We start from the raw sequence: 11695 nt of genomic DNA on the forward strand, positions 1-11695 counted from the left end.
GGGACGGCGACATCGGAGAAGCCGCATGACACACGGCGCGCCGATACCCGAGACCGTGACGCTCCACGTCCCGTTCCGCGTCGTGAAGCGCGGCGGCCGAAAGGAAATGCACCTGCCCGATGGCGTTCGGCCAGACCGCAAGGCGGACAAGACACTGGTCAAGGCGCTGGCCCGCGCGTTCCGTTGGAAGCGCATGCTGGAGTCGGGAGAGTTCGCCACCATCGGCGAACTGGCCGAGCGTGAGGGGATCGCGACGTCCTATATGACGCGCATCCTGCGCCTGACGCAGCTTGAGCCTGGTATCATTGAGGCGGTTCTCGACGGACGGCAGAACGATGCCGTTACGCTTGCGCGACTTATGGATCCGTTCCCGATGAGCTGGATCGAGCAGAAGAACATCTTCTCCGGCACCTGATCACCTCGCTGCACAATCTCACGCCACTGCTGCTATTGCTTCATTGGGCCAAATTGGCCAAAAGTGGTGAAGGCATGGGCGGGGAGTCGAATGCAGACCCTGAGCGCGAAAGACGCGAAGTACGGCTTCGGTCGGTTGATCGATCTCGCCCGAGCCGAGCCGGTGGCGGTGGCCAAGCACGGGCGGACTGTCGTCGTCGTGTTGGCCGTCGAGGAATATGAACGGCTGAAGGCGGTCGAGGCCGGCGCAGCCCCCAAAGCCCCCGGTGGCGCTCAGAGTGAAGAATGAACGATTCGTTGAACAGTGGTCTGCAATTGAAATCTGCGATGTGGGACGCCGCGAATACTCTTCGCGGCTCAGCTGTCGATCGCACCGACTGGAAGGGCTACATTCTGCCCTTGCTGTTTTTCAAGCGCATCTCCGACGTCTGGGACGAAGAAACGGCTGAGGCTCGCGAGATTTACGGCGAGGCCGATCCCTCGTTGTTTCCGGAGGTGCACCGTTTTGTGCTGCCTGAAGGCTGTCACTGGAACGACATCAGGGAAGTTCCGGCCAACGTCGGCACCGCTCTGCAAAAGGCCATGCAGGAGATCGAGCGGGCCAATCCGGACACTCTGTTCCGCGTCTTCGGCTCGGCGGATTGGGGCAACAAGGAGAAGTTCTCGGACGAGTTGCTGAAGGATCTGATCGAGGGGTTCTCTGAGATCGGGCTCGGCAACACCACCGTCAGCACCGACGTGCTGGGCGACGCCTACGAATATCTGGTGGGCAAGTTTGCCGACGTCACCCGCCGCAACAAGGCGGGCGAGTTCTACACGCCACGCAGCGTCGTGCGCATGATGGTCGAAATCCTCGACCCTCAGGAGAGCGAAAGCATCTACGACCCCGCCTGCGGCACGGGCGGTATGCTGCTCGGGGCTATCGAGCATGTAATGCGCAAGGGCGGCGATCCGCGCACCTTCTACGGCAAGATCTACGGCCAGGAGAAGAACCTGACCACGGCCGCGATCGCCCGGATGAACCTTGTCCTGCACGGGATCGAGGACTTCCAGGTGGCCCGTGAGGACACGTTGCGGAACCCGGCCTTCACGGATTCCAGCACCGGCGGCCTTGCCACCTTCGACTGCGTCATCGCGAACCCGCCGTTCTCGCTCAAGGAATGGGGGCGTGACCTGTGGGAGACCGACCCCTGGGGCCGCGCACAGTACGGCATCCCGCCGGAAAGCTATGGCGACTACGCCTTTGTCCAGCACATGATCGCATCCATGGCACCGACCGGAAACAGCCGCATGGCCGTCGTGCTGCCGCAGGGCGCGCTGTTTCGGAAGTCTGCCGAAGGCTCGATCCGGCAGGCCCTGCTGGAAAAGGACATGGTCGAGGCGGTGATCGGCCTTGCGCCGAACCTGTTCTACGGCACGCAGCTGGCCGGATGTGTCGTCATCCTGCGCCGTAAGAAGCCCGAGGCCCGAAAGAACAAGGTCCTTATCATCGACGCCTCGAGCCTGTTCCGCAAAGGCCGGGCGCAGAACTTCCTCGATCAGGAGCACAGCGACCAGATCGTCGCCTGGTACCGCGCATTCGAGGATGTCGAGGATCGTGCCAAGGTGGCGACGCTGGACGAGATCAAGAAGGAAGGCTGGACGCTGAACATCTCGCGTTACGTCCTGCCGCCCATCGGCCAGGACATCCCGCCGCTCCCCGAAGCCGTCGAGGCGTTCAAGACAGCGCTGGCCGACGCTCGGGCGGCCGAGGACCACCTGCGCAAGGTGCTGGTCGAAGGAGGGTGGTTGCAATGAGCGGGCTGACCCAGCGCGAACTCGAAAGCTATCTCTGGGGCGCCGCAACCCTGCTGCGCGGGCTCATCGATGCCAGCGATTACAAGCAGTACATCTTCCCGCTGTTGTTCTTCAAACGCCTGTCCGACGTCTGGGACGGTGATTACCAGCAGGCACTCGATGAAACCGACGACGAGGGCTATGCCACCGACACCGCCAACGACCGGTTCGTGATCCCCGAAGGCGCGCACTGGAACGACGTACGCGCAGCACCGCGCGATGTCGGCCGGGCGCTGCTGTCGGCCTTCCTCGCCATCGAGACTGCGAACCCGGAGCGCCTTCAGGGCGTCTTCGGCAACGCCAACTGGACCGACAAGGCACAGACGCCCGACAGCACGCTGAAGAACCTGATCGAGCATTTCTCCAAGCACGACCTGACCCTCGCCGCCGTGCCCGAGGACGAGCTTGGCAACGGCTACGAATACCTGATCAAGAAATTCGCCGATGACAGCGGCCATACCGCGCAGGAGTTCTACACCAACCGCACCCTCGTCCATCTGATGGCGCAGATGCTGGAACCCCGGCCGGGCGAGAGCATCTATGACCCGACCTGCGGCACCGGCGGCATGCTGATCTCGTGCCTGGCCGAGGTGAAGCGGCGCGGGGGCGACATCCGCACCACCGGCCTTTACGGGCAGGAGCTGATCACCATCACCGCCGCCATCGCGCGGATGAACCTGGTCATCCATGGCGTGGACGATTTCCACATCGCAAGCGGCAACACGCTGGCCACGCCCGCCTTCGTGCAGGGCGACCGGCTGCGGACCTTTGACGTGGTCCTGGCCAACCCGCCCTATTCCATCAAGAAATGGAACCGCGGCGCGTGGGAGCAGGATGCCTGGGGGCGCAACTTCCTTGGGACCCCGCCGCAGGGGCGGGCGGATTACGCCTTCTTCCAGCACATCCTGTCGTCGATGGACCCGAAGACCGGCCGCTGCGCGATCCTGTTCCCGCATGGCGTGCTGTTCCGCAACGAAGAGGCCGAGATGCGGCGCAGGCTGGTCGAATCCGACCGGGTCGAATGCGTGCTGGGGCTGGGGCCGGGCCTGTTCTACAACTCGCCGATGGAGGCCTGCGTGGTGATCTGCCGGTCGCAGAAGCCCGAGGCGCGCAAGGGGCGCATTCTGTTCATCGACGCGGTGGCCGAGATTGCGCGCGAACGGGCGCAAAGCTTCCTTCGCCCCGAACATCAGGCGCGCATCCTGTCGGCCTATCACGCCTTTGCGGATGATCCCGGCTTTGCTGCGGTGGCTCATGTGGCCGATGTGCTGGCGGCCGACGGCAACCTGTCGATTGCCCGCTATGTGAAGCGGCCAAAGGCGGCGGTCGCGGGTGGTGCCACGCTGGCGGCGACCTGGGCGGCGTTTGATGGGGACGGGCGTGACTTCTGGACGGGCATGGATGCGCTGGTGGACATGCTCGATGGCCTGACGCCTGCGGAGGATGCCGATGCTTGAGCGGCTGATTTCCAAGGCAGGGTGGACGCGCGTGGCCTTTGGCGACGTGGTGCGCCTGTCAAAAGCGCGGGTGGCTGATCCCGAGGCGGCCGGCATCGAACGCGTCGTGGGGCTGGAGCATATCGAGCCCGGCGACCTGCGCATCCGGCGCTGGGGCGACGTGGCCGATGGCACGACCTTCACCACACTGTTCAAGCCGGGGCAGGTTCTGTTCGGCAAGCGCCGGGCCTATCAGCGCAAGGTGGCGGTGGCGGATTTCGAAGGGGTCTGTTCCGGCGACATTTATGTGCTGGAACCGGCCAACGACCGGTTGATGCCCGAACTGCTGCCGTTCCTGTGCCAGACCGATGCCTTCTTCGATCATGCCGTCGGCACCTCGGCCGGGTCGCTGTCGCCGCGCACCAACTGGACCAGTCTGGCCACCTTCGAGTTCCTGCTGCCGCCGATCCAGGAGCAGGCGCGGTTGGTGGAGGCGCTGAGCGCTTCTGCAACCAACCTTGACCGCCTTTATGTGCTGCATGGACAAGCCGCAGTTCTTCTCGATGCGCTTATCCTTGAGACAATTGAGATTCGTGGCTTCTCGATGAATCAGGGGTACAAAGGGCGCTTTCAGGTAGAGAAAGGGGAACGAATTTACCACGCGCGAAGCGGAAATGGAGAACCCATTCCTGATGATGCTGGTGACACGCTCTTTTTCAAAGTCGCTGACTTCAACCGGAACAGCGACCATAGAAAGCTCGCGCATGCTGAGGTGAAGTTCTCGATCAAATCAAATCCGGGCATTCGAGTGTTTCAGCCCGGAACGGTCGTTTTCCCCAAACGCGGGGCATCAATTTTTCTGAACAAGATCGGAATACTAACTCACCCGGCGGCTTTGGATCCGAACTTGATGGCGCTTGAGCCTCGAGCCGAGAAGGTGTCCGCTGAATATCTGATGTGGTTCTACAAAGGGATTGGGCTCTGGCGCTTTGCTGACACAACTTCTGTTCCGCAGCTAAATCACAAGCACCTAAACCCTGTCCCTGTGCCAGTCCCATCCGTCGAACAACAAGATGAAATCTGCGCTCGGATTTCACTTCTGGCCGATGCCTTAGCAAATGCTGCAAATAGGCTTCGGAATGCGCAGGATGCCCATACCAGGATTCGTGAAGGTGTCTTTTCTGAAACTGGGGTGAGTGCATGACCTTCAACGAGTCCAACACCGTCGAAGCCCATCTGCGCGATCTTCTCGCCGGCGCGGCTTCCGCCCGCCCGGCGCAACTCTCCATCGGCCTCGCCCGCACTAGCGGCCGGATCGCGGGCCTCGGCTGGCATTACGTCACCCCCGCCGACCTTCCCCGCCAGTCGCAAGAGGTGCTGGTCGAACCCCATCTGCGCGACGCCCTGATCCGCCTGAACCCCGACATCGCCGCCAACCCCGGCCGGGCCGATGACGTGCTCTACCGCCTGCGCGCCATTGTCATGGGCGCGCGGTCGGACGGGCTGGTGAAGGCGAACGAAGAATTTGCCGCGTGGCTCTTGGGCGAACGCTCCATGCCCTTCGGCGCGAATGGCGAACACGTCACCATCCGCCTGATCGACTTTGACGAGATCGAAAAGAACAGCTTCGTCGTCACCCAGCAGTTCACCATCCGGGCGGGCAAGACCGAAAAGCGCGCCGATCTGGTGCTGCTGGTCAACGGCATCCCGCTGGTGCTGATCGAGGCCAAGACGCCGGTGCGGTCCAGCCAAAGCTGGCTCGACGCCGCGTTGCAGGTGCATGACGACTACGAGCGGAACGTCCCGGAACTGTTCGTGCCCAACGTCTTTTCGGTGGCGACCGAGGGCAAGGAGTTCCGCTATGGCTCGGTCCGGATGCCGGTCGACATGTGGGGCCCCTGGCGTGACGGCGACGGGCCGCAGACGATGGGCGCGGTGGAAAAGGCCGCCGCGTCGATGCTGCGCCCGGCGATGGTGCTCGACATGCTCGACAGCTTCACCGCTTTCGCGACGCAGAAGGGCAAGCACCGCATCAAGATCATCGCCCGCTATCAGCAGGTGGACGGCGTCAACAAGATCGTCGCACGCGTGGTGGCGGGCCAGCCGCGCAAGGGGCTGATCTGGCATTTCCAGGGGTCGGGCAAATCGCTGCTGATGCTGTTCGCCGCGCGCAAGCTGCGGCTGCACCCGGCGCTGAAGAACCCCACGGTGCTGATCGTGGTGGACCGGATCGATCTGGACAGCCAGATCTCGGGCACCTTCTATGCCGCCGACATGGCCAACATGGTGCGCACGGAAAGCCGCAAGGAACTCGCCGATCTGCTGGGCAAGGACGCGCGGAAGGTGGTGATCACCACGATCCACAAGTTCGCCGAGGTCGACGGCGTGCTGAACGACCGCGACAACATCATCGTGCTGGTGGACGAGGCGCACCGCACGCAGGAAGGCGATCTCGGCCGCAAAATGCGCGACGCGCTGCCGAACGCGTTTCTGTTCGGCCTGACCGGCACGCCCATCAACCGCGCCGACAAGAACACCTTCTACGCCTTCGGTGCCGATACCGACGAAGGCGGCTACATGAGCCGCTATGGCCTGAACGACTCGATCCGCGATGGGGCGACGAAGGAGCTGCATTTCGAGCCGCGCCTGGTGGACCTGCACATCGACCAGAAGGCCATCGAGGAGGCCTATGCCGAACTGACGGAGGGCCTGACCGACGAGGACCGCGATCGGTTGGGCAAGGCGGCGGCCAAGATGTCGATCCTGGTCAAGGCGCCCGAACGCATCCGCGCGATTTGCGGCGACATCGCCAAGCATTTCCAGGAGAAGGTCGCCCCGAACGGCTTTGGCGCACAGGTGGTGACCTTCGACCGTGAGAGCTGTCTGCTCTACAAGCAGGAACTCGACCGCCACCTGCCGCCCGAGGTTTCGGACGTGGTGATCTCGGTCAACAGCGGCGAGCCCGAATATGCGGCCTTCAAGCGCGACCGCGATGCCGAGGAGAAGCTGCTCGACCGGTTCCGCGACCCGAAGGACCCGCTGAAGATCATCATCGTGACGTCAAAGCTGCTGACCGGCTTCGACGCGCCGATCCTGCAGACGATGTATCTGGACAAGCCGCTGCGCGACCACACGCTGCTGCAGGCGATCTGTCGGACGAACCGCCCTTATGGGGAGCAGAAAACGCATGGCCTGATCGTCGACTACCTCGGCATCTTCGACGACGTGGCGCAGGCGCTGAAGTTCGACGAGGAAGGCGTGCAAAAGGCGGTGTCGAACATCGCCGAGCTGATCAACGCCCTGCCGACCGCCCTGCAGAAGTGCCTGGCTTATTTCGCGGGCGTGGACCGCAGCCTGACCGGCTACGAGGGCCTGATCGCCGCGCAGGAATGTATCCCGAACAACGACCTGCGCGACGCCTTTGCGGCCGACTTCAGCGTGCTCGCGCGGATCTGGGAGGCCCTGTCGCCCGATCCGGTGCTGACGCAGTACGAGACCGATTATCGCTGGCTGGCGCAGGTCTACGAGTCGCTGAAGCCCTCCAGTGGCACAGGGCGCCTGCTTTGGCATCGGCTGGGCGCCAAGACGATCGAGCTGATCCACGAGAACGTCCATGTCGACGCGGTCCGCGACGACCTCGATACACTGGTTCTGGATGCCGAACTGCTCGAAGCGGTCCTCGGCAACCCTGACCCGGAAAAGAAGGCCAAGGAAATCTCGGTCAAGCTGGCGGGCCGCCTCCGGAAGCACGCCGGGAACCCGAAGTTCAAGGCACTGGGCGAGCGCCTGGAGGACCTGAAGAACCGGCATCAGCAGGGTCTCCTGCTGTCGATCGACTTCCTGAAGGAGCTTCTGGCGCTGGCGAAAGACGTGGTGAAGACCGAGCGCGAGACGCCAGAGGAAGAGGACATCGACCGGGGCAAGGCGGCGTTGACCGAGCTGTTTGAGGAAGCACGGAACGGCGACACGCCTGTGATGGTCAAGCGGGTCGTGGACGATATCGACGAGATCGTGCGCGCGGTCAGGTTCGACGGCTGGCAAGCCACGCACGCGGGTGAACGCGAGGTCAAGAAGGCGCTTCGCCAGACGCTCTTTCGCTACAAGCTGCACCAGGACGCAGAGCTGTTCGAGAAGGCCTACGGGTATATTCGTGAATATTATTGAGGGCTTACAGGAGATGACTGCTTCCAAACATGTTCTCGGTCGACTGACCCGTGTCGATCTCCGGAATATCTGGACGAGCGAGGCCAGTGACTTCACCCCGTGGTTGGCGCGAGAAGAAAACCTGACGGTATTGGGCGAAGCGCTCAGCATTGATCTCGAGCTGGAAGCACAGGAGAAGGCCGTTGGGCCTTTTCGGGCCGACATCCTGTGCAAGGACATCGGAACCGGTGCTTGGGTGCTCGTCGAGAACCAGCTTGAACGCACGGACCACAGTCACTTGGGGCAGCTCCTGACATATGCCTCAGGGCTGGAAGCGGTGACGATCGTATGGATTGCGGCCAGATTCACAGAAGAGCATCGTTCGACACTCGATTGGCTCAACAAGATCACAGACGAGAGCTTCCGGTTCTTCGGATTGGAGGTTGAGCTGTGGAGGATCGGGGACTCGCCCGCTGCACCCAAGTTCAATATCGTTTCCAAGCCGAACGACTGGTCTCGCTCCGTCGCGCAGGCCGCGAGAGCCATCGACGAAGCTGAACTGTCTGACACGCGGGTGAAACAGCGAGCCTATTGGGGCGCCTTTCATCAGGCGCTTGACCAAGCTGCAGGCGCCGTTTCCGGTGGCCGTAAGCCGCAGCCACAGTCGTGGATGGGATACTCGATCGGTCGAACCGGCTTCAACCTTGGAGCGGTAATGATCCGCCCGAAGCGACAGATCAGGACGGAACTATACATCGCGGGCGACCAGGCGAAGGCCTTCTTCCACCTGCTCCACGAACAGCAGCAAGCCATCGAGCAGGAACTTGGCTATCCTCTTGAGTGGGAGGAGCTCCCCACGCGGCGCGATTGCCGCATCTCGGTCTACATGACGAATGTCGATCCGGAAGACGAGCGAGACTGGACCCGCCAGCATGAGTGGCTGACGTCCAAGATCAACGACTTCCACAGGGTTTTTCTTGCTCGAGTGCGGGATCTGGACGCCGAAGACTGGAAGCAAGATGGCGAGTTGGACGTCTCGGCCGGAACATCTCAGATTGAAGTGTAGAGGAGTGCGAACTGCTGGCAGAGTTCGATTTATGTTCCTTCTGGGGTGCGACCCTGAAATCCAAGTGTTCAGCGCGCCATCCCATAAAACAACACAATTTCATTAACTTAGTGAAAATTCACCGAAACTGCGCAGTCAACAGGTCCGGAGAATATCGCCCCCGAGAGACCACGTCCGGGCCTGCAGGCGCGGGCGACGGTTAACAGCCACACCCGCATAACCCTCGAAAACAACGGAAAAATCCGGTCGCCGCCGGATCGGGAGAACGCTTTCGCGAGGGCAAGTGGCGGATCGATAGGGATTCGAACCCTAGAGACGGTTCCCCGCCTACACACTTTCCAGGCGTGCGCCTTCGACCACTCGGCCACCGATCCGTTGCGGCGCTGTTTACACGCGAGGGATCGGCGGGTTCAAGGGAAAACTGCGGGCCATAGGGGGCAGGACGGACGCAGGGTGCCGGGGGCTCGGCGGGGGCTGGCGCCTTCGCGGCAGGGGGCGCGGCAGGGGGCGCGGCAGGGCTTGATCCGCTGCACCCGGGCAGGTATCGCCGCCGGGCCCGGCCTTTGGGGTCTTCCGGGTCACACCTGCCCAAGGAGACCGGCCAAGGGCGGTCCCGCGCGCCTTAAGCCCCGGTTAAGCTCGCTCCGGCACGCGCTCCCAAGTCCACCACGCCCCCGCCCCGCCCGTGCGCCGCCCCGCGCTGTCCCCTCCCCTCGCCCCGTGATACATCCCCGTCCAAGCGTCCACGGCGGGGCCTCGCCACCCCAAACCGAAAGCACATCATGCGGGTTCTGATCATCGAGGATGACGCGGTGCTGCGCGACGGGCTGCAGGTCGGGCTGCGGCTTGCCGGCTTCAGCCCCGAGTCCGTCGGCAGCCTCGAGGATGCCCGCGGCGCGCTCAGGGCCGCCCGGTTCGAGGTGCTGGTGCTGGACCTGATGCTGCCCGATGGCTCCGGCCTCGACCTGCTGGCCGAGCTGCGCCGCGCCCGCGATCCGGTGCCGGTTCTGGTGCTGACCGCCCGCGACCGCCCCGGCGACAAGGTGCGCGGGCTGGACCTTGGCGCCGATGACTACCTTGGCAAGCCTTTCGACCTTGAAGAACTGGCCGCCCGCCTGCGCGCCCTTGGCCGCCGCCCCGCGGCGCTGTCGCGCACCCAGCCGGTCTGGAACGGCGTCACCCTCGACCTTGCCTGCCAGGAGGCACGGCGCGGCGACACCGCGATCCCCCTCTCCCCCCGCGAGTTTTCGGTGCTGCAGGCGCTGATGGCCCATCCCCGCGCCATCCTCAGCAAGAGCCGGCTGGAAGAGCATCTCTACGGCTGGCAGGAAGAGATCGACAGCAACACGGTCGAGGTGCATGTCCACAAGCTGCGTGCCAAGCTGGGCCACAGCTTCATCGAAACCGTGCGCGGCGCCGGCTACCGGCTGGCTGATCCCGCATGACCTCGATCCAGCGTCGCCTCTTCGTCGCGCTCCTCACCGCCACCGGCCTCATCTGGCTCTCCGCCGCGCTGTGGATCCAGTCCTCGACGCGGGTGGAGCTGAACCGCGTGCTCGACAACCGCCTGGCCGAGGCGGCGCGGATGGTCGGCAGCCTCGTCGACCAGGACGGCTTGCAGCTCAACGCGGCGATGGCGCTGGCCGCCCCGGCGCTGCCGGGCGAGGCGGCGCACAGCTATGCCCGCCAGCTGTCCTGTCAGGTCTGGGGGCTGGATGGCACGCGGCTTGCCGCCTCGTCCCAAGCGCCCCAGCAGGCACTGGCGGCGGTCGAGGAGGGCTTCAGCGAGGATGAGGTCGATGGCCTGCTCTGGCGCGTCTATACCCATGTCGATACCGCCCGCGGCATCCGCGTGATGGTCGGCGACAGCGTGGCGATCCGCGAGCGGTTGCTGGCCGATGTGGTGCAGGGCCTGATGTGGCCGGCGCTCTTCATCCTGCCGCTTCTGGCCGGCGCAATCTGGCTCAGCCTGCGCAGCGGCCTTGCCCCCCTGCACCGCATCGCCGGGCTTTTGTCGCAGCGCGGCGCCGAGGATCTGGCGCCGCTGGAGGCACCGGCCCCGCGCGAGGTGGCGCCGATGGTCGCGGCCCTCAACGGCCTCTTCGCCCGCGTCCGCGCCGCCAGGCAACGCGAGCAGGATTTCACCGCCTATGCCGCGCATGAGCTGAAGACGCCGCTGGCCGGGCTGAAGATGCAGGCAGAGGTGGCGCGGCTCGCCCCCGATGCCAAAACCCGCGATCACGCGCTGGCGCAGATCCGCCGGGCGGTGGACCGCTCCGACCGGCTGGTGCATCAGCTGTTGGACTTGGCGGCGGTGGATCAGGGCAGCGACGGTTCCGCCCCCCGCCCCCTGCCCCGGATCGGCGCCGAGGTGCTGGACCTGACCGCCGCCGCCGCCCGCGCGGCCCGGGTGGATCTGCACCTCCATTGCGACGATGCGCTCGCCACCCTCAGCCCGCCGCTGCCCGACCTGCTGGTCGTCGCCCTGCGCAACCTGGTGGAAAACGCCGTCCATGCCAGCCCCGAAGGCGCCCGCGTCGATCTGCGCCTGACCGCCACCCCCACCGGCTGGCAGGCCGAGGTGCTGGACGAAGGCCCCGGCATCCCCACCGCCGCCCGCCCCTGCGTCACCGAACGCTTCTATCGCGGCTCCAGCGAGGGCGGCGGCAGCGGCCTCGGCCTCGCCATCGTCGAAACCGCGGCCCTGCGCCTCGGCGCAACCTTCACGCTGACTCCCCGCCTCCCGCAGGGCGAGGTGGCACGGTTGGCCTTCGACGCGAGGTAACCCGCGCCACCCCCC

At 64.5% G+C, this 11695-nt stretch carries 9 protein-coding genes and 1 tRNA gene; 9 read left to right on the forward strand and 1 reads right to left on the reverse strand.

What is annotated here, in order from left to right; all coding sequences use genetic code 11:
- The 7 genes from Q8S30_RS11400 to Q8S30_RS11430 all read left to right on the forward strand — a co-directional run.
- On the forward strand, nucleotides 1-415 hold a 415-nt coding region (locus tag Q8S30_RS11400), incomplete at its 5' end, for a hypothetical protein (RefSeq protein ID WP_371135507.1).
- A gap of 90 nt (nucleotides 416-505) precedes the next feature.
- Entirely contained in the window at nucleotides 506-703 is a 198-nt protein-coding gene (locus tag Q8S30_RS11405; RefSeq protein ID WP_100651825.1) for a type II toxin-antitoxin system Phd/YefM family antitoxin, read from the forward strand.
- Nucleotides 700-2211, forward strand: coding sequence for a class I SAM-dependent DNA methyltransferase (locus tag Q8S30_RS11410; protein WP_305666143.1), 1512 nt, complete (start codon nucleotides 700-702; stop codon nucleotides 2209-2211). Before Q8S30_RS11405 ends, Q8S30_RS11410 begins: the two co-directional genes overlap by 4 nt.
- Nucleotides 2208-3707 carry a class I SAM-dependent DNA methyltransferase gene (locus Q8S30_RS11415; RefSeq protein ID WP_305666144.1) on the forward strand — a complete coding sequence of 500 codons (1500 nt, stop codon included), beginning with the start codon at nucleotides 2208-2210 and terminating at the stop codon, nucleotides 3705-3707. The genes Q8S30_RS11410 and Q8S30_RS11415 overlap by 4 nt, the downstream gene beginning before the upstream one ends.
- Nucleotides 3700-4890, forward strand: coding sequence for a hypothetical protein (locus Q8S30_RS11420; protein ID WP_305666145.1), 1191 nt, complete (start codon nucleotides 3700-3702; stop codon nucleotides 4888-4890). The genes Q8S30_RS11415 and Q8S30_RS11420 overlap by 8 nt, the downstream gene beginning before the upstream one ends.
- Nucleotides 4887-7850 (forward strand): type I restriction endonuclease subunit R, encoded by a 2964-nt coding sequence (locus Q8S30_RS11425; RefSeq protein ID WP_305666146.1) that lies wholly within the window; start codon nucleotides 4887-4889, stop codon nucleotides 7848-7850. Before Q8S30_RS11420 ends, Q8S30_RS11425 begins: the two co-directional genes overlap by 4 nt.
- Complete coding sequence (locus Q8S30_RS11430) at nucleotides 7837-8895, forward strand: DUF4268 domain-containing protein (RefSeq protein ID WP_305666147.1); 1059 nt, start codon at nucleotides 7837-7839, stop codon at nucleotides 8893-8895. Before Q8S30_RS11425 ends, Q8S30_RS11430 begins: the two co-directional genes overlap by 14 nt.
- Before the next feature lie 284 nt (nucleotides 8896-9179).
- Here Q8S30_RS11430 and Q8S30_RS11435 read toward each other — a convergent pair.
- Nucleotides 9180-9269 (reverse strand) — tRNA-Ser (locus Q8S30_RS11435).
- Nucleotides 9270-9677: 408 nt separating this feature from the next.
- On the opposite strand from Q8S30_RS11435, the gene Q8S30_RS11440 reads away from it, so the two are divergent.
- Together Q8S30_RS11440 and Q8S30_RS11445 are read left to right on the forward strand one after the other, a co-directional pair.
- Nucleotides 9678-10340, forward strand: a complete 663-nt coding sequence (locus tag Q8S30_RS11440) for a response regulator transcription factor (RefSeq protein WP_305666148.1) — start codon at nucleotides 9678-9680, stop codon at nucleotides 10338-10340.
- On the forward strand, nucleotides 10337-11680 hold the full coding sequence (locus Q8S30_RS11445; RefSeq protein ID WP_305666149.1) for a sensor histidine kinase: 1344 nt from the start codon (nucleotides 10337-10339) through the stop codon (nucleotides 11678-11680). Before Q8S30_RS11440 ends, Q8S30_RS11445 begins: the two co-directional genes overlap by 4 nt.
- Nucleotides 11681-11695 lie beyond the last annotated feature (15 nt).

It is taken from the genome of Frigidibacter sp., from assembly GCF_030695035.1.
In the GTDB taxonomy this organism is placed as follows: Bacteria; Pseudomonadota; Alphaproteobacteria; order Rhodobacterales; family Rhodobacteraceae; genus Frigidibacter.

Excerpts from the sequence above, each read along its gene's own strand:
- Q8S30_RS11410 (WP_305666143.1), top strand. The coding sequence starts at position 700 with ATGAACGATTCGTTGAACAGTGGTCTGCAATTGAAATCTGCGATGTGG.
- Q8S30_RS11415 (WP_305666144.1), top strand. The coding sequence starts at position 2,208 with ATGAGCGGGCTGACCCAGCGCGAACTCGAAAGCTATCTCTGGGGCGCC.
- Q8S30_RS11405 (WP_100651825.1), top strand. The coding sequence starts at position 506 with ATGCAGACCCTGAGCGCGAAAGACGCGAAGTACGGCTTCGGTCGGTTG.
- Q8S30_RS11445 (WP_305666149.1), top strand. The coding sequence starts at position 10,337 with ATGACCTCGATCCAGCGTCGCCTCTTCGTCGCGCTCCTCACCGCCACC.
- Q8S30_RS11440 (WP_305666148.1), top strand. The coding sequence starts at position 9,678 with ATGCGGGTTCTGATCATCGAGGATGACGCGGTGCTGCGCGACGGGCTG.
- Q8S30_RS11425 (WP_305666146.1), top strand. The coding sequence starts at position 4,887 with ATGACCTTCAACGAGTCCAACACCGTCGAAGCCCATCTGCGCGATCTT.
- Q8S30_RS11420 (WP_305666145.1), top strand. The coding sequence starts at position 3,700 with ATGCTTGAGCGGCTGATTTCCAAGGCAGGGTGGACGCGCGTGGCCTTT.